This window comes from Novosphingobium sp. JCM 18896, from assembly GCF_025938095.1.
In the GTDB taxonomy this organism is placed as follows: domain Bacteria; phylum Pseudomonadota; class Alphaproteobacteria; order Sphingomonadales; family Sphingomonadaceae; genus Novosphingobium.
On the sequence record NZ_JAPCZF010000001.1, the window covers coordinates 592,388 to 613,998 of the forward strand.

Sequence of the window (21,611 nt, forward strand, 5' to 3'; positions counted from 1 at the left end):
GTTCGGAGTAATCCCCCTGTTGCTCGATCCTCAATTCAATGAGAGCTTCTGATAAGGGCAATACGGGGGAATTTGTATGGATCTGGCGGCGCGGCTTACGGAACTGGCAACCAAAACGCAGCAGCATCGAGAGGTTCTGCTTACCGAGCAGGCCGCCAAGACGGCGCTCGTGATGCCTTTTATCAATCTCTTGGGATATGATGTTTTCAATCCATCGGAGGTGGTGCCAGAGTATACGGCGGACGTCGGTACCAAAAAGGGTGAGAAAGTAGACTACGCGATTTGCATCGATGGAAAGCCATCGATCCTGATCGAATGCAAGCCATCGACGAGCGACTTGACGATCAACCACGCATCGCAGCTTTTCCGCTATTTCAGCGTTACGGATGCAAGGCTGGCGATCCTCACCAACGGCGTGATCTACAAGTTCTTCTCCGACGTTGATCAGCCGAATAAGATGGACGCCCAGCCTTTCTTCACCCTCAATCTCGATGCCGTGAGAAAGTCCGATATTCGCACATTGGAAGCCTTTACCAAGGCCGGTTTCGACATCGATGCGATCGTTCGAGAGGCATCGAACCTCAAGCTTGAATCGCTGGTGCGCAAAGAGCTCGAGACAGAGATGGCAGCCGCATCAGAAGAGTTCGCGCGGCTGATCGCCAAGCGCGTTTATGCGGGGCAAGTGACGGCGCAAGTGAAGGACACCTTCACGCGGCTCATTGCCAATGCCTTTTCCGCGATTGTGCGCGATCATGTGAACGATCGTCTCACCTCTGCGCTGAACGCCTCTACAGTTCCAGACCTGGACGACGAACCTGTCCTGCCTGTCGATGAGGTGATCACGACCGATGAAGAGATAAACGGGTTTCGTATCGTTCAGGCCATCGCTTCCAAGCTGGTCGACCCCAAGCGTGTCATCATGCGGGACGCGAAATCGTATTGTGCCGTGCTGCTGGATGACAACAATCGCCGCACTTTGGTTCGCCTGCATTTCAACGGAATAACGACCAAATATGTTGGTACGTTTGAAGGGCAGACCGAGACCCGCAATCTCATTGCGGACCTGACCGATATCTACAAGTTGGCGCCGCTCCTCGAGGCTCGTATCGCGGAGTTGGAGGCAAAGGCAAAGTAAGGGGGCGAGGGGGTGATGGCCCCCTCATTCCTCACTTCCCTCTACCGTCCCCGAAAAGGCGTAGCCCGTCCGTCATCGGGCCAGCCGTGCTTGAGCGAAACCGTGCGAATCCCGTCCGCCTCGCTAGGCTCGCGCGGAGTCTCGGCGTCGCAACCCGCGCTTTCCTCTACGTCCTCATCCTCGAACTCCGCCTCCTCGTCCTCGTCCAGATCCTCGTCGTCGGGCAGTGCTGGCGGGCCGCCGAGGCGTAGCCATTCGGTGCGTAGGGCGCGGGCGATTTCGCGGGTGCGGCGCTGGTCCCAGTCTGTGAGCTTTTCGTGGATGCTGGCGTAGCTCTGCCGGGTGCGTTCGGCCTCCGCCAGCGCGCGTTCCTGGTCCCACTGCTTGCGCCACTGGCGCTTGAGATTGGCGAGCGTCGCGCGGTCGGCCAGGTTCATGCGGCCGTCCTCGCCGAAGCGCTTCTTGGCGCGGGTGCGCAGGAGGAACATCAGCAGGCGGTCGTTGTACTTGCGGCGCGTGCCGACGAGCTTGCCGTAGGAATAGACGGGCACCTCGACGCCGTTCAGCGCGCGGTCCATCGCGACGTCCTCGAGCCGCTGGACGCCGAGCGCGAGCGCGACTTCCCAGGCCTTCCGGAACTCGTGCGCCTGGGGATGGCGGCGCAAATGGTAGGCGCCTTCGGGGGCCATGTTGACCGCGTGGGCGGCGGCCTTGACGCTGCCGGTATCGGCGAGCGCCGCGATGAAGCCGCGCTGGCGTTCGGGTGTCCAGCCGTCGTGGCGGTCGTAGTGGCGCGGGACAGGGGCGAAGTCGCTGAGGAGCGCCAGGCGCTTGGCCTTGCCGGCTGCGGTCTGGTCGGCCGCGGTATGGGCAGGGTCGCGGGACTTGTCGATCATCGCAGGGCTCTCGGATCGGAAAGGGCCGGGGAACATGTCATGAACATGATCCTGTAGGAAAGCGAAGATGGTATTCGCTTCTTTTCCCCCTTGCAGCGCTTGCTTGGTCGGTCGAAGGTGCCGCGCAAATCAGCCATCACGGGAGAGAATCAAATGCCACGCGCGACAATCAATGGCCTGGGAATCGAGTACGAGGTCCACGGGCCCGAGGGTGCCCAGGCCGTCATCCTGACGCCGGGCGGGCGCTTTCACATGGATACGCCGGGGATCCGCGACTTCGCGCTCAAGCTGGCCGAGGGCGGCCGCCGCGCGGTGATCTATGACCGGCCGAATTGCGGCAAGTCCGACGCCTGCCTGCTCGGCGCGAGCGAGAGCGAGATGCAGGCCGAGGCGCTGTCGGGCCTGATCCGGCATCTCGACCTCGGGCCGACGGCGATCATCGGCGGTTCGGGCGGCAGCCGCGTGTCGATGCTGGCGGCGGCGCGCGATCCCGACATGTGCTCGCACCTCGCGCTGTGGTGGATCAGCGGCGAGCCGATCGGGCTGATGCAGCTCGCCACCTATTACGCGGGCGAGGCGGCATCGATGGCCTCGGTCGGCGGCATGGAAGCGGTGATGAACGCGACCTCCTGGGCCGAGAACTTCGCGATGAGCCCGACGGCCAAGGAATTCATCCGCAGCCAGGATCCGCGCCAGTTCATCGCGGTGATGCAGAAGTGGGCCTCGGCCTACGTGCCCAGCGACATCACGCCGGTGCCGGGGATGAAGCCGGTCGACTTCGCGCGGCTGACGATGCCGACCCTGGTCTATCGCAGTCACGACAGCGATCTGTCGCACACGCGCACGACCAGCGAATGGGTGCACCGCCTGATCCCGCAGAGCGAGTTCCGCAATCCGCCGTGGCGCGACGACGAATGGAACTACCAGGCGGCCGAGACCGCCTCGGGCAAGGGACACTCGCTGTTCATCTCGTGGCAGAATCTGGCGCCCGAGATCCTGGAATTTACGGCGTAATGTGAGGGTGCGGCGGGGACATTCGTCCCCGCCTTGCGGCACCGGCCCACGCCCCCACCCGGCCTCCCTACGATAGTACCCTATGGGAGGCCGGGTGGGGGCGCCAAAGTTCCTAGGGGGCCGGTGCCGCCTCCAGCGTCAGCTGGAAACCTGACTCCTTACCCGCCGACGATCGACTTCACCTCGAGGAAGTCGCGCAGGCCCCAGGCGCCGGCCTCGCGGCCGTTGCCCGAGCGCTTGTAGCCGCCGAACGGAGCGTCGGGCACGGGGCCCCAGGCGTTGACCCCGACGAGGCCGGCGCGCAGCCTGCGCGCCACGCCCTTGGCCAGTTCCTCGTCGCCGGTGATCGCGGCCGAGAGGCCGTATTCGGTGTCGTTCGCCAGCGCGATGCCCTCGTCGAGCGTCTCGTAGGTGCTGATCGTCGCGACCGGGCCGAAGGTCTCCTCGCGGAAGATGCGCATGTCGGGGGTTACGTCGCCGAACACGGTCGGACGGACGTAGTAGCCGCGGTTGACGCTGTCGGGCATGCCGGTGCCGCCGGCGAGCAGGGTCGCGCCCTCGTCGATCGCCGACTGGATCAGCGCCTGGATCTTGTCGAACTGGCTCTTGTTGACGACGGGGCCGATGTGGCCGCCTTCCTGCGCCGGATCGCCGACCGGGGTCGCCTCGAACATGGCCTTGGCAAAGCTCTCGACCGCCTGCTTCTGGCCCTGCGAGACGATGACGCGGGTCGGGGCGATGCAGGTCTGGCCCGAATTGCCGACCACGCCCGAGAGCATCTTGCCGAGGTGCGCGTCGATGTCGGCGTTCGGCAGGACGAGGTTGGGGCCCTTGCCGCCGAGTTCCTGGTGCACGCGCTTGACCGTCGGCGCGGCGGCCTGGGCGACGGCCACGCCGGCGCGGGTCGAGCCGGTGAACGAGACCATGTCGATGTCGGAATGCGACGCGATCGCCGCGCCGACGCCGGGCCCGTCGCCGTTGACGAGGTTGAACACGCCCGCGGGGACGCCGGCCTCGGCCAGGATCTCGGCGAAGATCACCGCGTTGGTCGGGCATTCCTCGCTGGGCTTGAGCACCATGGTGTTGCCCGCGGCGAGGCAGGGGGCGACCTTGGCGACGATCTGGTTGATCGGCCAGTTCCACGGCGTGATCATGCCGACGACGCCGATCGCCTCGTGCACCACGCGCGCGCCGCGCATCTCCTCTTCCCACTCGAAGCCTTCGAGCGCGTTGCGCGCGGACTTGAGGTGGCCGATGCCGGTCGGCGCCTGGGCGGCCGTGGCGAAGGAGATCGGTGCGCCCATCTCTTCGCTGATCGCCTGGGCAACCTCACCGAGCCGCGACTTGTAGACCTCGATCACGCGGTCGATCAGCGCCAGGCGCTCGGCGACGCTGGTCGCGGCGAAGGCGGGGAAGGCGGCGCGCGCGGCCTTGACCGCGGCGTCGACGTCGGCCGCGGTGCCCAAGGTGATGACCGTGCAGGGCTCCTCGGTCGCCGGGTTGATCACTTCGTGGCGCGTGCCGCCCTGGCTATCGACCCAGTGGCCGCCGATGAACTGCTGCAGATGTTCGCGCATGACCGATCCTTCCCGGAAATTTCAGGCGCCGTGTCTGGCACAGGCCCGGGAAGGGGGCAACGCGTCAGGGGGCGGGGACGGGCTCCGCATCGGCCGGTCCGTGCGATGTCGCGGGTACGATATCGCGCGGATGCAGGCGGATCCGCGGCACGACCAACATGGCGCCGACCGCGAGCACCGAGAAGGCCCAGAAGATCGGCGCATAGGAGCCGGTGCGGTCGAACACGAAGCCGAAGATCGGCGGGGTCAGCAGCAGGCCGATCAGCGAGACCAGGCCGAGCAGGCCCACCGCCTTGCCGACCACGCTGGCGCCGAAGATGCGCGGTGCGACGAAGCTCTGCAGCGGCACGATCACGCCGCCGAGGCCGACCATCGCCGCGCCGAGCAGGATCAGGCCATAGCCGCCGAAGCCGGTCGCGGCCATGGCCAGCGCCGCCATGCCCGCGGCGAAGGAGCCGAGCGCGCCGAGCATCAGCACGCGCGAGTTGATCCGGTCGGCCAGCGCGCCGAAGGTCAGCTTGGCGAGGAAGGCCATGCCCGCATAGAGCGAGACGACTACGGCCGCGGCATTGGCCTCGATGCCGAGGTCGCGCGCCATCGGCACGATGTTGGTGACCGAACCCATCATGCCCGCGAGCACGACGGTGACGACCAGCGCCAGCAGCCAGAAGGCCGGATCGGAGACGATCTCGCGCGCCGAAAGCGAGGCGGCCGCACCGCCGCCGGCCGTCGCGGGCGGCGTCTCGGCGCCGTCGGCGTGGAGGCCGCGGTCTTCGGGGCGGTTGATGATGAAGGCCAAGGCCGGAACCGTGACGCAGGCGAGCACCAGCGCCAGCACGCGCAGCGCCTCGCGCCAGGCGAACTGGTCGAACAGGCCCTGGATCACCAGCGGGAAGATCATGCCGCCCGCGCCGATGCCCGAGACGGCGATGCCCAGCGCCAGGCCGCGGCGCTTGTCGAACCAGCGCGTCAGCAGGACGGTGCCCGAGATCGGCCCGGCCATCGCCTGGGTCGCGGCCATGAACAGGCCGTAGACCACGAGCACGGCGGTGAACGAGGTGACGAAGGACAGCGCGACGAAGCCGATGATCATGCTGAACACGCCGACCGCCATGATCCGCCGCAGCGAGGACCGGTCCATCAGGTTGCCGACGATCGGCGAGAGAATGCCCGTGGCGATCGACATGACGGTGATCGCCAGCATCAGCACCATGCGGGTCGAGCCGAACTCCTGGCCGAGATGGACGGCGATGATGCCGTAGGTCGGCGCGATCATGCCCGAACACGACATGACCACCATCGACGCGAAGACCTGTCGCCAGCCGATGCCGAAGCTACGTTCCATCCGATCCCTCTCCGTTCGTCATTTGTGACGATTCGTTCGCTATTTCGGACAGGCTTATCACCCGAAAGGCGCGGCTTGGAAACAAGCGATTGATCAGCCCATCGCGCTGCGACACCGCATGGCAACGGCGAGTGATGGCTTCGTGCGGCGCTCAGTCGTGGTCGCGCGGTGGGTTCGGGTGGAACGGCGGATCGGGCATGACCACGCCGACGTCCTGCGCATAGCGATCCCAGGCCGCGATCAGCGCGGCCTTGCGCGCCGGCTCGGCGGCCGAAAGATCGCGCGTCTCGCCGGGATCGTGCGCCAGGTCGAACAGGTGCCAGATGCCGTCGCCGATGTCGGTGATCTTCCAGTCGCCTTGCCGCAGCGAGCGCGAGCCGAACAGTTCGGTGCCCACCGCCCGGTCGGGCGGATAGACCGTCGCGTTGCGGGCCAGCAGCCCGCGCCAGCTCAGCCCGTCGATCGCCTGCACCTCGCGCCCGGCGAAGCGGCCGGGGGTGACGGTGACGCCGGCAAGGTCGAGCAAGGTCGGCACGACGTCGCGGACATTGGCATAGGCACGCGCGATCGTGCCCGGGCGGCGGACCGCCGGCCCCGCGACGAAGGCCGGGGCGTGAATGCCGCCCTGCGTGGCGAAGCTCTTGAACCGCCAGGACGGCGCCGTCGCCGCCTGGGCCCAGCCCGCGCCGTAGTTGACGTAGGTCTTCGGGCCGCCGAGCGCCGCGAGCGGCGGGGCGGGGGTACCCGGCCGCGGCGCCGGGTCGCGCGCCTCGGCGCCGTTGTCCGAGAGGAAGACGATCGTCGTGCGCTCGAACTCGCCTTGGGCCTTGAGCTCGGCGACCACGCGGCCGACGGCCTTGTCGAGTTCCTCGACCATCGCCGCATAGATCTCCATCTTGCGGCTCGAGGTCTGGCGCTCTTCGGGCGAGAGCGAGTCCCATGGCACGGTATCGACGGGCCGGTGCGGCTGCACCGCGGGATCGAGCAGGCCGAGCTTGGCCTGACTCGCGAGCCTTTGCTGGCGCAGCACGTCGTAGCCCGCGTCGTAACGGCCGCGATACTTGGCGATCGTCGCGGCCGGCGCCTGCAGCGGCGCGTGCGGCGCGGTGAAGGCCAGATAGGCGAAGAACGGCTGGCGCGCCTTGTCGTCGCCACGGGTCGCGCGGAGCTGGTCGATCAGTTGGCCGGCGAAGAAGTCCGACGAATAGAAGTCCGCGGGCAGGCTCGTCACCGTCTCGCCGTCGCGGGTATAGCCGAACATCTTGCTGCGATCGGTCGAAAGCCCCGCGCCGAAATGGTCGTGGCAGCAGTTGAGCATGGCGAAGCTGTGCTGGAACCCGCGCGCGTGGGGATCCTGATCGGGTGCCGTGCCGAGGTGCCACTTGCCCGAGAACAGCGTGCGATAGCCGCCGGCGGCCAGCCGCTCGGCCAGGGTCGCGGTGTCGGCGCGCAGATGGCCCTCGTAGCCACGCCGCCCGGCCTGGTTCGGCGCCATCGATTCGGGCATGTTGCCCAGGCCGACGCGATGGCTGTCGCTGCCGGTCAGCAGCATCGCGCGCGTCGGCGCGCAGGCGGCTTCGGTGTGGAAGTTCGCCAGGCGCAGCCCCGACAGCGCCAGGGCATCGAGGTTCGGCGTCGCGATCTCGCCGCCGAACGCGCCGAGATCGGAAAAGCCGAGATCGTCGGCGACGATGACGAGCACGTTCGGGCGGGGCGCCGGCCGCGCCTGCGCGCTCGGCAATGCGAGCGCGGTGCCGCACAGCGCCGCGGCGAAACCTATCCAGCGGCGATGGGACATATAACGCTTCTCCTCCACAAACGCGGCTTGGGTAATCGCCGGGACCCGGGGTTTCAATTGACGAAGACTTGATGGTTAATTGCAAAATGGCAGTAAAATAACTATAGACTGCCATATGGCATGGAGGTGCGCATGGTTCAGCTCTTGAAGGTCGAAACCGAACCGCGGCCTTTCGTGCCCGAACCGATCAGCGATGCCGAGGCCGCGGCGATGTTTCGCGCGGTGCTCAACCTGTTCCGGCTCTGGGGCGTGAGCGAGGATCAGGCTGCGGTTATCCTCGATCTCGCGCCGCGAACCTATGCGCGCTGGAAGGCCGGAGCGCTCGGGCGCATCGGCCGCGACGGCAAGGCGCGGCTGTCCAACCTGATGGGGATCCACAAGGCGCTGCGCCTGATCTTCCGCGAGCCGGCGCGCGGCTATGCCTGGATCAAGGCGGCCAACCAGGCCTTCGGCGGGCGCTCGGCGCTCGAGGTGATGACGGGCGGCGAACTCACCGACCTGATGCGTGTGCGCCGCTACCTCGACGCCGAGCGCGGCGGGTGGTGATCGATCCAACATCGATTCCGCCGACATCGATTCCGATCACGCAGGTGGAATGGCGTGGCGCGCGCCGCATCATCCGCAGCCTCTATCCGCCGATCGACCTGTTCGACGACATCGCCGATCCGGCCGACTGGCCGCTGCTGCTCGCGGCCGAGCAGAAGACCAACCCCCGGCTGATGGAGACGATCGGTCAGCTCGATCTCGTCCCGCCGGCGCGTCGGGTGGCCGGGCCGGGCGCAAGCTACGTCATGGCCGCCTTCACCCATGCGAGCCCCGAGCGCGCCGGTCGCTTTCACGACGGCAGTTTCGGTGCGCTCTACGTGGCGCGCGAGTTCGAGACCGCGCTGTTCGAGACGATCCACCACCACGCGCTGTTCATGGCGCGCACGCGCGAGACGCCGGGCTGGACCTCGCAGTTCCGCGAACTGGTGCTCGACGTCGAAGCACCGCTGCACGACCTGCGCGGAAAGAACGATGCCTGGGCCGAGATCCTGGCGCCCGACAGCTATGCCGCGTCGCAGCCGCTCGGCGCACGGCTGCGCGCGGATGGCTCGGAGGGGGTGGTCTATCCGAGCCAGCGCAATCCCGAGGGCGAATGCGCTGGCCTGTTCCATCCCGATCGCGTCACCCTGCCCATGCAGGCGCGGCACCTCGACTATCACTGGAACGGTGAGCGCGTGGACCTGTACCGCGATGCCGGGAGCGGGGATGTCTATCGGGTGACGTGAGCGACCGCGTCCGCTGATGAGGGCGTTAAGAGCCGATAATCCGCGCCGCGGGCTGCATACTGGTCAAGATACAACCGGGATGCCGATTATGTGGGGTGGCTGGCCATCGGGTCGATATTGCAACAACTTGGCTACAGCATTCTCACGTCGTTTCTCGTCATCGGCGCGAATTTCCGTCAGCCAGTTTCGAACGCCATTCTCTATGGCGTTTAACATGCCAAGTATGGTCACCTGAAATGCAGTCTCGTTCTGGGTTTGGGAAAGAAAAAACTCTAGGACGACGCCATGTTGATTGGGTGGAGTGAACAAGACTCTGTCGAAGCCATGCGTTCCGCGCGTGAAGCCCGTGGCTTCATGCATCAAGGCGTTCCGAATGATGTAAACGACTGAGCCGTCGAATTTCACATTCGCGGGCGAGAAATGTGGCGCTACCCACTTATCGTACCATTCAATGTAGCGCTGACGTGGCTTTTTCTCTTGTCCCCAGAACTCGGCGGCGCCGCATGCGTCAGGGAGCATCAGCATGGACGACACAACCGGATACCAGATACCACTATCGTATGTAGCGCGTATTTGCTCGAGAATGGGTTCCAATGCGGTCACTCCTAGCTAGCAGCGGTGTGTCCCGTCACATTCTCAATACAAACTTTAATCGCTGGGCTGATGTGAGCCTGTCGGTCGCAGGCATGCCTACAGAAAAGAAAATGGTCGGGGAGACAGGATTCGAACCTGCGACCCTCTGGTCCCAAACCAGATGCGCTACCAGGCTGCGCTACTCCCCGACACGTGGTCGGCCTGACCATATCCGACGTGGTGGGCCCGGCAGGATTCGAACCCGCGACCTAGCCGTTATGAGCGGCCAGCTCTAACCGCTGAGCTACAGGCCCCAACGCCGTGCCCGCCATCACCCGCGAGGGCGGTGCCGGATGCGCGGGCGTTAGCCGGGTGATGCGCGCTAGGCAAGCGCCAGCGAACGCGTGAGGTCCTGCACCGTGGTCGGCGCGACGCCGCGGCGCGCGAGATGGGCGAATATCGCGCGCCACCAGTCGTAGAACGCCTCGAGATCGGCGGTGTCGCGCACGTAGGGGGTGTGGCCCGGCGCCAGCGAGGGGCTGTGGAACGAGAAGATCAACAGGTGCTGGTCGTCGGCGAGCGCGGCGTCGATCGCGCGGATGCCTTCGTCGACCGTCGTGCCCTCGGGGCTCAGCGGGATGCGTTCGAGCAGGCCGATGCGCGCCATGGCGCCGAGCAGGCGCGGCACGCGGCCGAGCAGCGGATAGAGTGTCTGGCCCCAGGCCTGCAGGTGCCCGGTGAAGGCCGCGGTCACCGGCGCCTCGATCAGGCTCCGCGCGCGATCGAGCCAATAGGCGCGGCGCGGGTGCCGGCGGAAATCGGGGCCGCCGATCGCAGTATATTCGTAAAGGCTGCGCACCGAGGTATCGATGACGACCCCGGCCTCGCGCAGGATCGCCGCGCTGTTCGGGCCGACGCCATAGCGGCCGGCGCGGTAGATCAGCGGTGCGACGCCGAGGTTGGCCTTGATCGTGGCGTGCAGGCCGAGGAACTTCTCGCGCTCGATCTCGAAGGGAAGATTGCCAGCGAAGCTGTTGAAATCACTGACCTCCTCGACAAAGGGCGGATTGACCCAAGGGTGCAGGTGAATGCCGACCTCGGCCTTGCCCTCGGCGAGCGCGGGGCCGAGCACGGCCGCGGTTTCCGGCGCGGTGGCGATCGGGTGGTCGATCAGGAAGACCGGGACCACCCCGAAACCGTTGCAGAATTCCTGGAAGCGGCCGAACTGGCCGATCGTCTCGAGGCCGTGGCCTTCGCGGCGCGGCGGGCGGCTCCAGTCGAATTCCTCTTCGGTGTCGATCGTCACGAGGAAGCGCGGCGCGCCTTCGGGCAGGTGCACGAAGTCCGGCTGGCGCGGCGGCTCGACGATGTTGACTTCAGGGCTGACGCTGCAAACCAAGAACCGGACTCTCCATCGGCGTAACGCGCGGGTTCGGACCCCGATGCGCGCTCGGAACGATGGAATGCCCTATAGACACAAAAGATTACCGAACATTCGCATCCAGTTCGGTTCGGTCGGGGACGGGGGTGAGCGTCGCGGCCGGCAGGGTCAGGCGTAGCTTGTCCTGCCGCCGTTCGAGCGCGCCGCCGGCCGACTTGGCCTCGGCCGCCGCCAGCCGCAGCGCGAAGCCCGTGCCGAACATGCCCGCGGCGAGCGCCTGCGGTTGGCCGCCGGCGCCGGCGTCGAACAGCGCGTCGCCGTCGCTGAAGGCCAGGCTCGCGGGCAGGCGCAGGGTCAGGCGCAGGCGATCGCCGCGCATGCGGGCGCGCAGCCGCAGAACTTCGCCGGGCGAGGTCGTGCCGGCCAGGGTGGCGAGCAGGCGCCAGACCAGTCGCTGCGCCTCGATCGGTGCCAGCGCGACGGGCAGGGCGGCATCCTCGCATTCGAGCTCGAGGCCGCTGTGGCGCGGCGCGTTGAACCCTTCGAGTTGCGCGATCGTCGCCGCCAGCACCGGCAACAGATCGCTGGCGCCGGGCTCGAGCGCCATGGCGCCGCTGTCGAGCTTGACCAGTCGTTCGAGTTCCTCGAAGCCCGCGAGCATGCGCGCGCCATCGCTCGCGACGGTGGCGGCGAGCGCGCGGTATTCGTGCGGCGTGGGGCCGAACAGCTGCTGCTGGATGACCTCGGCGAAGCCCTGGATCGCGTTCACCGGCGTGCGCAGCTCGTGCAGGATCTGGCGCATGCGATCGGCCTCGCCGTCGCCCGCTGGCGCGGTGTTGCCGTCGGTCGGGCGGCGCATGCGGCCGACATAGCCGGCGAAGCGGCCGCCGGGCTGGTCGAAGCGCGGCGCGGCGTCGATCCGCCAGAGCCCGGCGATCGCCGGGGCGCCTTCGATGCGGATCGTCGCGCGGGCGATCGGTTGGCGATGGCGGAAGGCGGCGAGCAGGCCGGGCGAGCTCTGCGCCGGGCTCTCGGGATCGCGCGCGGCGATCCGCAGGCCGACCACGGCGGGGGCTACGCCGGCCTCGGCCCAGACGATGCGGCCTTCGGAATCGGTGGCGAAATCGAAAGCGGGCAGGTGGCGCAGCGCGGCGTCGGCGGCCGGGGCTTCGTCGTCGGCGATCGGGCGCGTTTTGCGGAAGGCCTCGATGCGCCGGACGATCGCGCCGATCTCGTCGATCTGCGGCGGGGCCTCACTCGGTTCGACCAGGCTCAGCGGGGCGATTCTTGCGGGTTCGGGTTCGACTTCGGGTTCGACCCCGGCCTCGAACGGGGCATCGAACGGGGCCGGGGGCAGGCCGCGGTCGGCGACGCCGAGCCGGGCGAGCAGATCGACCACCCGCGGTGGCAGGCCGCGGCGGTGGCGGACGAAGCCGCGCGCGCCGACGGGGAGGGCGGGGATCAGGTCGAGCCACTGGTCTTCGTCGAGCTCGGCGCGCGCCATCGTCGCGGCGGCGACCTCGGGCTCGGCGACCGCGAGCTGGGCGATCAGGCGCGATGCGCGCAGGCGCAAAACGGGCTCGCGCAGGATGGCGGCACGTTCGCGCGCCGGAATCGCCGCGTCGAGCTCGCCCAGCCGCAGATAGGCGGCGTCGACGCGCGGGCTCTGGGCGGTGTCGGGCAGGCTGCCGAGCAGGTCGATCAGCTGGCGGAACTGGACGCGCGCGATCGTCTCGCTGCCGGCAGGGCTGCGCAGCACGGTATCGAGACGGTCGTCGAAATGCATCACGGCTCCGCTGCCCCGCGGCGATGCGGTCACAAGCCCAGCCTCCTAGCACTTTGACGCATATGCGAAAGGGCATGGAGCGACGGCGTTGCAAAGCGGGACGATTGCGACGGCAAACAATAATATTATGTGGGGGTGGTTGTTTCCGTTATAAATCGTGCCACAACACCGGCCGACCAGTCATGACTATCAGAGTGGGGCGATAGGGGCGCAGGCATGGCAAATCTCGATCATATCGACCGTCGGCTGCTGGCCGAACTCCAGGACGAAGGGCGCGTGACCAACGTCGAACTGGCGCAGCGCGTGGGCCTGACCGCGCCGCCGTGCCTGCGCCGCGTGCGCGCGCTCGAGGAAGACGGCGTGATCAAGGGCTATCACGCCGAGCTCGACGCTTCGAAGCTCGGCTATGCGATCACCGTCTTTGCGCTGGTCAGCCTAAAGAGCCAGGCCGAGGAATCGCTGCGGCAGTTCGAAGAGCACATGCGCAAGCTGCCCGAAGTGCGCGAGTGCCACATGCTCAACGGCGAGATCGACTTCATCCTCAAGATTGTCAGCCGCGATCTGCAGAGCTTCCAGGAATTCCTGACCTCGAAACTGACCCCGGCACCCAACGTCGCCAGCGTGAAGACCTCGCTGACGATCCGCACGGCCAAGCAGGTACCCGGCGTGCCGCTAGAGCTCGACGGCGACTTCTAGAGCAGCGCCGCCGCCTCGAGCCCGAGCAGGTAGCTCTTCGGGCCGAAGCCGGCGATCGAGCCCTTCGCGGCCATGCCGACGAAGCTCTTGTGGCGGAATTCCTCGCGCGTGTGCGGGTTCGACAGGTGCACCTCGATCACCGGCGTCTTGATGCCGCGGATCGCGTCGTGGATCGCGACGCTGGTATGCGTATAGGCGCCGGCGTTGAGCAGGACGGCGACGGCGCCTTCGGCCTGGGCCTCGTGCAGCCAGTCGACCAGGTGGCCTTCGTGATTCGACTGGCGCAGGTCGATCGCCATGCCCAGTTCCTGCGCGCGGTCCTCGAGCATGGCGGCGATGTCGTCGAGCGTTTCGCTGCCGTAGATCTCCGGCTCGCGCAGGCCGAGCAGGTTCAGGTTCGGCCCGTTGAGCACGTATACGAGTTTCTCAGACATGATCGGGCCCCTGCATGATTGATCGCGTGCAGGGCCTAGGCTGAGCCCGATGGGCTGACAAGTGCCGCGCCGCCGCGGGCGCGATCGAGGTCAGCTGGGGCTGCTGCCCGAGACGTCGGTGCCGCTGAACTCGCCCGCCGGTTCGACCGAGGCGACGTCGGGCTCGTTGATCGCTTCGGGGAGATCGGTGGAGTTGCCGTCGAACGAAGGCGAGCTATCCACCGGAGGTGCCGGACGCGACGAGGCGGCGATCATCGCCGCTTTCTCGGCGGCTTGCTGCGCGGCGACGGCCTTGGCGGCAGCGGCTTCGGCGGCGGCGAGCTTCTCGGCCATGGCCTCGTCGTTGCTCTGGCCGCAGGCGGCAAGCGCCAGCATGGGCAGCAGCATGACGATCGCGGCAGACCTGAAGCGCCACGAGTTCCCGGCCGGACGGCTCATCGATATCTCCGAAAGGCGGCGATCGTGCCGCATCGGCCGGGGTTATAGCGGCAAAGGCCTTCGCACTGGTTAATCGCGGCCTACTTGTCCGAGCCTGCGACCTTGCCCCATTGGCGCATCACCGAATAGCCGAGGTAGCCGGTGCCGAACAACGCATATAGCGGTTCGGGCAGGCCGTTGAGATAGGCGGTCATGCCGCTGGCGATCGCGCTGGCCGTGGCCGGGCTCAGCGCGCCGATCACGCCCATCGGCACGGCCCAGAGAATCATCGCATACATGACGTAGAGAAAGCTCGGCCGCGCGCGGCTGGTCCAGGGATCGCCCGATCCGGCCTCGGCGACGATGGCCGAGAGCCGCGTCTGGAGCAGTTCCATCTCCTGCGAACCCTGCAGCCGCAGCAGCTCGAGCTTGGCGCGCTCGCGCGCGTCCTTGTCGGGAATGACCTTGTCGATGATCGAGGTGAGCGGGCCGAGCAGCGAGTCGAGCACGGGCATGGGAACACTCCTGGCGTGACGAGGAGCAGTCCAGATAACCAAATCGGTTTCTGTAGGAAAACGGATTTGCGCCAGGGCTTTTGGGGCTGGCTATTTTGGGGTGTGTCTCTTTGGTCGGGACGAGAGGATTCGAACCTCCGACCCCCACACCCCCAGTGTGATGCGCTACCAGGCTGCGCTACGTCCCGACCGGAGGGGTGCGCCTATAGGCATGGTCGACGGGGATGGCAAGCGCGCGTTGCCATCCAAATTTCATCGCAAATTTCATCGCGTCGGGAAGGCGGGCCGGCGCGCGTTGCCACACCTGCGCTTTGCTGCTAACCGCCCGCAATTCCGGCCAAGACGCGCCTGGCCGCATGTTTCGGCCGTTTGGCGCAGATGCCGCAAACAAGGCAGATTTCCTCGCAATGAGCAGCACCATCCTCGATATCCTCCAGGCCGCAGCCCCCGCCGCCGGCGAGCCGCCGGCCTGGATCCAGGTCATGCCCTTCGTCGGCATGGCGGTGGTCTTCTGGTTCTTCATCTGGCGTCCGCAGATGCGCCAGCAGAAGGCGCATCGCGAGAAGATCAGCGGCATCAAGCGCGGCGACCAGGTGCTGACCGGTGGCGGCTTCGTCGGCAAGGTCGTCAAGATCGACGACCAATACGCCGAGATCGAGCTGGCGCCGAACGTCAAGGTCAAGGCGCTGAAGTCGACCATCACCGATATCGTCGGCCCGGGTGGCTCGGCGCCGGCAAACGACTGAGCCCATTAGGGTTTTCGGGAGAGCGCGTTAGAATATGCTCGATTTTCCCCGTTGGAAGCGTGTCACCTATTGGCTGGTGGCCCTGCTCTGTGCCTTTGCGGCGATACCGTCGCTGACCTCGATCGCGGGTGTGAACCTGCCGAGCGTGATTCCCCAGCCGAAGGTCAACCTCGGCCTCGATCTCGCCGGCGGCAGTCGCCTCCTGCTCGAGGCCGACGCCTCGCAGGTGCGGCGCCAGCGCATCGAAGCGATGGAAGAGAGCGTGCGCCAGCGTCTGCGCGATGCCCAGCCGCGCATCCGCATCGGCGACATCTCGAGCCGTGACGGCAACCTGAGCTTCGTGGTCGAGAACCCGGTCCAGGTCGACGCCACGCGCGAGCAGATCCTGCCGCTGACCACGGGCGCGGGCCTGACCGGCCAGCGCGACTGGGACATCAAGGTCGAGGACGGCAATCGCTTCATCCTCACCCCGACCGATGCCGGCATCAACCAGGCGATCGATCATGCGATGGAGACCGCGATCGAGGTCGTGCGCAAGCGCATCGACGCGCTCGGCACGCGCGAGCCCGACATCCGCCGTCTCGGTTCGAGCCGCATCGACGTGCAGGTGCCGGGCCTCAAGGATCCGCGCGCGCTGATCGAACTGCTCGGCAAGACCGCCAAGCTCGAGTTCAAGCTCGTCGACGAGACCGCCGCACCCAGCGACGTCGTCCAGGGCATCGCCCCTCCGGGCAGCGAGATCGTCGCTTGCGTCGATGCCGGTGCCTGCCGCGGCCAGCCGGCCATCGCGGTCAAGCGTCTCGGCGGCATCAAGGGCGATCAGCTGACCAACGCGGTCCAGTCGAACGACCAGCGGACCAATGCCGCGGTCGTCTCGATCACCTTCGACCAGCAGGGCGGCGCCAAGTTCGCCAAGCTGACCACCGAGAACGTCAACAAGCCCTTCGCCATCATCCTCGACGGCAAGGTCCTGTCGGCGCCCAACATCAACGAACCGATTCTCGGCGGCAGCGCCCAGATCTCGGGCAGCTTCACGATCGAATCGGCCAACCAGCTGGCGATCGCGCTGCGCTCGGGCGCGCTGCCGGTCGACCTCAAGGTCGTCGAGCAGCGCACGGTCGGCCCCGACCTCGGCGCCGATTCGATCAAGAAGGGCGCGATCGCGATGCTGGTCGGCACCGTGGCGCTGATGGCCTTCATCCTCGTCACCTACGGCCGCTTCGGCGTCTATGCCAACGTCGCGCTGGTCATCAACGTGCTGATGATCCTCGGCGTCATGGCCATCGCCAACACCACCCTGACCCTGCCGGGCATCGCCGGCTTCGTGCTGACCATCGGCGCCGCGGTCGACGCCAACGTGCTGATCAACGAGCGCATCCGCGAGGAACGCGCGCGTGGGCGCCGCGTCGTCCAGGCGGTGGAGATGGGCTACAAGGAAGCCAGCCGCGCGATCTTCGACGCGAACATCACCAACGTCATCGCGGCGATTCTGATGTTCCTGTTCGGCTCGGGCCCGATCCGCGGCTTTGCGGTCGTCCTGATGATCGGCATCGTCACTTCGGTGTTTACCGCCGTCAACCTGACCCGCATGTGGGTCGCGATGTGGCTGCGCAAGGCGCGGCCCACCGAACTGGTGCTGTGAGGGTACGGCCATGAAACTGCTCAAGCTCGTTCCCGACAACACCAACATCCACTTCCTCAAGTGGCGGGTGCCGTTCTACGTCGTCTCGGTGCTGCTGATCGTGGCATCGCTGACCCTGACCTTCACCCGCGGGCTCAACCTCGGCGTCGACTTCGTCGGCGGCCAGATGATCCGCTTCACCTTCGAGCGCACCGCCACGGCGCCGATCGCTTCGGTGCGCGGCGAGATCGACAAGCTCGGATTCGGCGAACCGACGATCCAGGAATTCGGCAAGCCCAACCAGCTGTCGATCCGCATGCGCCTGCCCGAAGGTTCGGAAAAGGACCCGGCGATCGCCGAGCGCATGTCGGCCAAGATCGTCGCCGCGGTCCAGGCCGCGCATCCCGACGCGCGGCTCGACGGCAACGATACCGTCTCGGGCAAGGTCTCGGGCGAACTGTTCAGCAGCGGCATGGTCGCCTTGCTGGCGGCGATGGTGGCGATCTCGATCTACATCTGGGTGCGCTTCGAATGGCAGTTCGGCGTGGGCGCGCTGTTCGCGCTGGTCCACGACGTCAGCCTGACCCTGGGGCTGTTCGCGCTGACCCAGCTCGAATTCGACCTCAACATCGTCGCGGCCCTGCTCACCCTGATCGGCTATTCGCTCAACGACACGATCGTCGTCTACGATCGTATCCGCGAGAACATGAAGAAGTACCGGCGCATGCCGATGCCCGAACTGCTCGACCTCTCGGTCAACGAGACGCTGTCGCGCACGATCGTGACCTCGCTGTCGGTGCTGATCACCCTGGTCGCGCTGCTGCTGCTCGGCCCCGACGTGATTTTCGGCTTCACCCTGGCGATCACCTTCGGCATCTTCGTCGGCACCTACAGCTCGATCTACATGGCCGCGCCCATCCTGATCTGGCTGAAGGTCAATGCCAGCAGCTTCATCCCGCAGGAAAGCGAGATCGACCGGCAGGAACGCCTGGCACGCGAACGCAGCTGACGCCGGATCACATCGGCGCGGCCTTGGGAGAGGAACGATGCCGAAAGTATCCGTCGTCACGCCGGACAAGGCGCAAGCAGGGCAGGCGCCCGCGGGCTTTTCGGGCCTGCCGGGCGCACTCGCCTATTTCGACGACGCCCGGAGTCCGCTGCACCTGCATCTCCACCGCATCGCGCCCGGCGAGGCGCTGACGATCGGGCCGCTGGCGACCGACTGCGTCGCCTATGTCTGGCGCGGTGCGCTCGAAGCGGGGGGCTGGGCGCTCGCGCCGGGATCGAGCCTGATCGTCGAGCACGGCCAGACGCTGGCGGTGCTGGGCGGTGAGGCGCCCGCGGAACTGCTGACCTTCCATGCGGCCGAGCCATCGGACGGCCAGCGCGCCGGTGGCAACGTCCACCTGCTGCCGCGCGAACGCGTGCCGTTTCGCGCCGACATGGGCGGCGGCTCGGGCGTCGGCGGCGGGATGCACGCCGACTCGTCGTGTCCGACCAGCGCGGTCTGGCTGCATGAGAACCACTTTCCCGGCCGCGACACGCCGATGACCCCCGAGGAGGAGAAGCGCGGCGTCCATTCGCATTCGGAGGACGAGATCATCTTCGTCACCGATGGCGAGATCCGGCTCGGCGCCAGGCTCTATGGCCCGGGCACGGCCGTGGCGATCGCTGCCGACACGCTCTACAGTTTTACCACCGGGCGGAAGGGGCTCAGCTTCGTCAACTTCCGCGCGGGAACGCCGGGCGACATCCGCTTCGCCAGCGGCGCGACGATCAGCGAGACCGGCTACTGGCGCGAGCGGGCGATGACACCCGAATACATCACGCCGCGCTAGGTCCAGATCCTCCCCATTTCGCGCAGCTAAATGGGGAGGGGGACCGCCAGCCCGCTTGGGCTGGTGGTGGAGGGGGCGGCGGTCCTTCACCGCAGCTGCGCTCCGAACTGGCCGAAAACCCCTCCACCACCGACGCTTCGCGCCGGCGGTCCCCCTCCCCGTTTGCGCTTCGCGAAAACAGGGAGGATCTTAATGCCCGGCCAGTTCGCGCCAGAAACCGATCAGTTCGGCGGCATTAGCATCCCAGCTGAAGCGTTCGGCGCTCGCCGCGACGTCCTCCTGGCTCGGCGGATCGCTGAGCAGGTCGGCGACTGCGGCGGCGATCGCCGTGGGATCGCGCGCGGCGATGCGCCCGGCCGCGGGGCCGTCGACCACCTCGCGCGCGCCGCCGACGTCGGGGATCACCAAAGGCGCACCGCAGGCGAGCGCCTCGATCCAGACATTGGCCAGGCCCTCGCGCTCCGACGGCAGCACGACCGCGTCGGCGGCCGAGAGCAGTTGCGGCAGCAGGTCGTGCGACACCTGGCCGAGGAACTGGACGCGGTCGGTCAGGCCGCGTCCCTGGGCGAAGAGCCGCAAGGCGGCCTCGTCCTCGCCGACCCCGGCCAGCGCCAGATGCGCTTCGGGCAGGTGTTCGAGCGCGGCCACGGCCAGCCGCTGGCCCTTGATCGCGATCAGCGCGCCGGGAACCACGAGCAGCGGCCCTTCGGCCCAGATGCCGAGTTCGGGGATCGCCGAGATCAGCGCGCGCGCGGCCTTGCGCTCCATCGGATGGAAGCGCTCGCGGTCGAGCCCGGTGTAGTGCACGGCGATGCGGTCCTCGGGCATGCCGAGCGCGATCATGTCGCGGCGCAGCGCGTGCGATACGGCGAGAATGCGGCCGGCCTGCCGCGCGGCGCGCAGCATCTGCGCGAGCGCCTTGGGGCGCTGCCCCCAATAGTGGATGTCCGATCCGCGCGCCTTGATCGCCAGCGGCAGGCCCAGCGCCTGCGCGATCAGCGCCGCCGCCGGGCCGTCGGGGAAGAAGAACTGCGCGTCGACCACGTCGAACGGCTGCCGCGCGTGCAGGTCGCGCACCAGCGGTAGCACGGCCTTGGCGATGCGCGCCGGATTGCTGTCGCCGCCGAGCTTGGGGATCAGGGTGAAGCGCGGGTGGAGCACGCGGATGCCGTCGCAGTCGCTCTCTGCGGGCAGCTCTTCGAGCTTGCGATAGCGTGGGCTGCGCGACAGCGGCCAGGGCGGCACGCCGATCGGGCTGACCATGGTCAGGTCGACATCGCCGGTCGCCGCGACGCCGCGCATCTGGTTGGCGACGAACTTGCCGAATGCCGGGCGCTGCGGATTGGGAAACAGCGTCGAGAGCGAGAGAACGCGCAGCACGGTGGTCAGAGTTTCCGCACCAGCATTTCGGCGACCGCGAGCCACGGCGGGTTGTCGATCACGACCTGGCGCTGGCCGGCGCCCGGCGGGAGCAGCGCGATACGGGTTCCGGCGCGGTCGATCATCCGGCCGAAGGCGAAGCGGCCGCCGCTGCGCGGGGCGAGCACGTCGCGGTTGAGCAGGCGGGCATGGTCTTCGGCCTCGTGCTGGCGCAGCCAGACCTGGTCGCCCGCGCGGTATTCGCCGGCGCTCGCCTCGATCGCCATCGCGACCAGTGGCCCGCCGGAATCGTCGAGCGCCGTCGGCAGGATCGCATCGCGGGGAGAGGTCAGCGCCTCGGCGCCGGAGTCGGTCATGCGGGCAATAAGTCGCGGCTGCTCGGCCTGTTCCCCGCGCACGAGCAATTCGGGATCGACTTCGAGTGCGGCGGCGATGCGGTTCATCCAGCCGAGCGAGAGATTGCGCGTGCCCGTCTCGAGCCGGCCGATCGTCTGCGCCGTGGTCGGCGGGCTGCAGCGCGCGGCGACTTCGGCTAGGGTCAGGTTCTTCTGGCGGCGGATATCGCGAATGCGGTTGATCATGGCCCGTCCGTACTAACCAAATCGGTTTTCCGCTTTCCTACAGGCTGACGCATTTGGCAAGTCCAGGCGGCAAGCGAGGAGAACACCGATGCGCCAGGTCCTGGAAGAACGCGAGCTGACCGCCGAAGGGCCCATGCGTCGCGCGGGACGGCGCGGCGCGCGCAGCGTCACGGTCAATGTCGCGGAATCGCCGCTGACCTGGCTCCACGCGCGCGGTCACCTGACCGACGTGCAGTTCGACGCCGGCGAGCGGCTGCGCGCCGATTGGGAGCGCGCGCAACTCGCGCCGAGCATGACTTCGCGCTGGGATACGGTGCGCGTGCAGGGCGGCGAGCGCGGGCTCACCCCGGGGGAGCGCCAGATCGCCGCGAAGGCGCGTTTCGACGCGGCCGTGGCGGCAGCGGGGCCGGGGCTGGCCGACGTGCTCTGGCGCGTGGTCTGCGCGGGTGAGGGCCTGCCCCAGGCCGAGCGCGCGCTCGCCTGGCCCGCGCGCAGCGGCAAGCTCGTGCTCGGGCTGGCGCTCGACCGGGTGGCGGGATTCTATCGGATCGGGTGAGGTAAGGTGACACTTATCGCCGCTTGGGCCGTGTCACTTTCGTCACCTTTG

At 67.5% G+C, this 21,611-nt stretch carries 22 protein-coding genes and 3 tRNA genes; 10 read left to right on the top strand and 15 right to left on the bottom strand.

The features are described 5' to 3' along the window. Positions 1-76 precede the first annotated feature (76 nt). Positions 77-1,135 carry a type I restriction endonuclease gene (locus OLX23_RS02880; RefSeq protein WP_264442895.1) on the top strand — a complete coding sequence of 353 codons (1,059 nt, stop codon included), beginning with the start codon at positions 77-79 and terminating at the stop codon, positions 1,133-1,135. Between the two features lie 41 nt (positions 1,136-1,176). Here OLX23_RS02880 and OLX23_RS02885 read toward each other — a convergent pair whose 3' ends face one another. Next, a complete protein-coding gene (locus tag OLX23_RS02885) occupies positions 1,177-2,031 on the bottom strand; it encodes a hypothetical protein (protein ID WP_264442897.1) in 855 nt (284 codons plus the stop codon). 153 nt (positions 2,032-2,184) lie between these two features. Between OLX23_RS02885 and OLX23_RS02890 the strand changes: the two genes are divergently transcribed. Beyond that, entirely contained in the window at positions 2,185-3,045 is an 861-nt protein-coding gene (locus tag OLX23_RS02890; protein WP_264442898.1) for an alpha/beta fold hydrolase, read from the top strand. A 158-nt stretch (positions 3,046-3,203) separates the two neighbouring features. On the opposite strand, the gene OLX23_RS02895 is transcribed toward OLX23_RS02890, so the two are convergent. The 3 genes from OLX23_RS02895 to OLX23_RS02905 form a co-directional block, all read right to left on the bottom strand. Beyond that, entirely contained in the window at positions 3,204-4,622 is a 1,419-nt protein-coding gene (locus OLX23_RS02895) for an aldehyde dehydrogenase family protein (RefSeq protein ID WP_264442899.1), read from the bottom strand. Positions 4,623-4,686: 64 nt separating this feature from the next. Further along, positions 4,687-5,967, bottom strand: coding sequence for an MFS transporter (locus tag OLX23_RS02900; RefSeq protein WP_264442902.1), 1,281 nt, complete (start codon positions 5,965-5,967; stop codon positions 4,687-4,689). A gap of 151 nt (positions 5,968-6,118) precedes the next feature. After that, complete coding sequence (locus tag OLX23_RS02905; protein ID WP_264442904.1) at positions 6,119-7,765, bottom strand: arylsulfatase; 1,647 nt, start codon at positions 7,763-7,765, stop codon at positions 6,119-6,121. 132 nt (positions 7,766-7,897) lie between these two features. Here OLX23_RS02905 and OLX23_RS02910 point away from each other — a divergent pair, with 132 nt between their 5' ends. Continuing rightward, complete coding sequence (locus OLX23_RS02910; RefSeq protein WP_264442905.1) at positions 7,898-8,311, top strand: MbcA/ParS/Xre antitoxin family protein; 414 nt, start codon at positions 7,898-7,900, stop codon at positions 8,309-8,311. 44 nt (positions 8,312-8,355) lie between these two features. Continuing rightward, a complete protein-coding gene (locus OLX23_RS02915) occupies positions 8,356-9,036 on the top strand; it encodes an RES family NAD+ phosphorylase (RefSeq protein WP_264442906.1) in 681 nt (226 codons plus the stop codon). A 63-nt stretch (positions 9,037-9,099) separates the two neighbouring features. On the opposite strand, the gene OLX23_RS02920 is transcribed toward OLX23_RS02915, so the two are convergent. The 5 genes from OLX23_RS02920 to OLX23_RS02940 form a co-directional block, all read right to left on the bottom strand. Continuing rightward, a complete protein-coding gene (locus tag OLX23_RS02920) occupies positions 9,100-9,630 on the bottom strand; it encodes a hypothetical protein (RefSeq protein ID WP_264442909.1) in 531 nt (176 codons plus the stop codon). A gap of 111 nt (positions 9,631-9,741) precedes the next feature. Next, a tRNA-Pro gene (locus OLX23_RS02925) sits at positions 9,742-9,818 on the bottom strand. Positions 9,819-9,847: 29 nt separating this feature from the next. Beyond that, positions 9,848-9,923 (bottom strand) — tRNA-Ile (locus OLX23_RS02930). Between the two features lie 68 nt (positions 9,924-9,991). After that, positions 9,992-11,008, bottom strand: a complete 1,017-nt coding sequence (locus tag OLX23_RS02935) for a polysaccharide deacetylase family protein (RefSeq protein ID WP_264442910.1) — start codon at positions 11,006-11,008, stop codon at positions 9,992-9,994. Positions 11,009-11,093: 85 nt separating this feature from the next. After that, complete coding sequence (locus OLX23_RS02940) at positions 11,094-12,776, bottom strand: histidine kinase dimerization/phospho-acceptor domain-containing protein (protein WP_264442912.1); 1,683 nt, start codon at positions 12,774-12,776, stop codon at positions 11,094-11,096. A 216-nt stretch (positions 12,777-12,992) separates the two neighbouring features. Between OLX23_RS02940 and OLX23_RS02945 the strand changes: the two genes are divergently transcribed. Then, positions 12,993-13,472 carry an Lrp/AsnC family transcriptional regulator gene (locus OLX23_RS02945; RefSeq protein WP_264442916.1) on the top strand — a complete coding sequence of 160 codons (480 nt, stop codon included), beginning with the start codon at positions 12,993-12,995 and terminating at the stop codon, positions 13,470-13,472. On the opposite strand, the gene aroQ is transcribed toward OLX23_RS02945, so the two are convergent. The 4 genes from aroQ to OLX23_RS02965 all read right to left on the bottom strand — a co-directional run bounded on the left by aroQ (position 13,469) and on the right by OLX23_RS02965 (position 15,026). Continuing rightward, positions 13,469-13,906 (bottom strand): type II 3-dehydroquinate dehydratase, encoded by a 438-nt coding sequence (gene aroQ / locus OLX23_RS02950; protein ID WP_264442919.1) that lies wholly within the window; start codon positions 13,904-13,906, stop codon positions 13,469-13,471. The two genes, OLX23_RS02945 and aroQ, sit on opposite strands and share 4 nt — an antisense overlap. A 90-nt stretch (positions 13,907-13,996) precedes the next feature. Beyond that, positions 13,997-14,344 carry a hypothetical protein gene (locus tag OLX23_RS02955; protein WP_264442922.1) on the bottom strand — a complete coding sequence of 116 codons (348 nt, stop codon included), beginning with the start codon at positions 14,342-14,344 and terminating at the stop codon, positions 13,997-13,999. A gap of 80 nt (positions 14,345-14,424) precedes the next feature. Then, the gene (locus OLX23_RS02960) at positions 14,425-14,838 is read right to left on the bottom strand and encodes a holin family protein (protein WP_264442924.1); all 414 of its coding nucleotides are present in this window, start codon (positions 14,836-14,838) and stop codon (positions 14,425-14,427) included. A gap of 111 nt (positions 14,839-14,949) precedes the next feature. Then, positions 14,950-15,026: transfer RNA gene (locus tag OLX23_RS02965), tRNA-Pro, on the bottom strand. Positions 15,027-15,245: 219 nt separating this feature from the next. On the opposite strand from OLX23_RS02965, the gene yajC reads away from it, so the two are divergent. From yajC to OLX23_RS02985, 4 genes are read left to right on the top strand one after another with little or no spacing between them, the layout of a single operon-like run. Beyond that, positions 15,246-15,584 (top strand): preprotein translocase subunit YajC, encoded by a 339-nt coding sequence (gene yajC, locus OLX23_RS02970; protein WP_264442926.1) that lies wholly within the window; start codon positions 15,246-15,248, stop codon positions 15,582-15,584. Between the two features lie 34 nt (positions 15,585-15,618). Beyond that, positions 15,619-17,226: a protein translocase subunit SecD gene (gene secD, locus OLX23_RS02975; protein ID WP_264442928.1), complete on the top strand. Its 1,608-nt coding sequence runs from the start codon at positions 15,619-15,621 to the stop codon at positions 17,224-17,226. 10 nt (positions 17,227-17,236) lie between these two features. Beyond that, positions 17,237-18,214 carry a protein translocase subunit SecF gene (secF, locus tag OLX23_RS02980; RefSeq protein ID WP_264442929.1) on the top strand — a complete coding sequence of 326 codons (978 nt, stop codon included), beginning with the start codon at positions 17,237-17,239 and terminating at the stop codon, positions 18,212-18,214. Between the two features lie 37 nt (positions 18,215-18,251). Beyond that, positions 18,252-19,043, top strand: a complete 792-nt coding sequence (locus tag OLX23_RS02985; RefSeq protein ID WP_264442930.1) for a hypothetical protein — start codon at positions 18,252-18,254, stop codon at positions 19,041-19,043. A 189-nt stretch (positions 19,044-19,232) separates the two neighbouring features. Here the strand turns inward: OLX23_RS02985 and OLX23_RS02990 are convergent, their stop codons facing one another. Then, positions 19,233-20,420, bottom strand: a complete 1,188-nt coding sequence (locus OLX23_RS02990) for a glycosyltransferase (RefSeq protein ID WP_264443724.1) — start codon at positions 20,418-20,420, stop codon at positions 19,233-19,235. A gap of 8 nt (positions 20,421-20,428) precedes the next feature. Next, on the bottom strand, positions 20,429-21,004 hold the full coding sequence (locus OLX23_RS02995; protein WP_264442932.1) for a helix-turn-helix domain-containing protein: 576 nt from the start codon (positions 21,002-21,004) through the stop codon (positions 20,429-20,431). Positions 21,005-21,092: 88 nt separating this feature from the next. On the opposite strand from OLX23_RS02995, the gene OLX23_RS03000 reads away from it, so the two are divergent. Continuing rightward, positions 21,093-21,560 carry a DUF6456 domain-containing protein gene (locus OLX23_RS03000; protein WP_264442933.1) on the top strand — a complete coding sequence of 156 codons (468 nt, stop codon included), beginning with the start codon at positions 21,093-21,095 and terminating at the stop codon, positions 21,558-21,560. Positions 21,561-21,611: the final 51 nt, after the last annotated feature.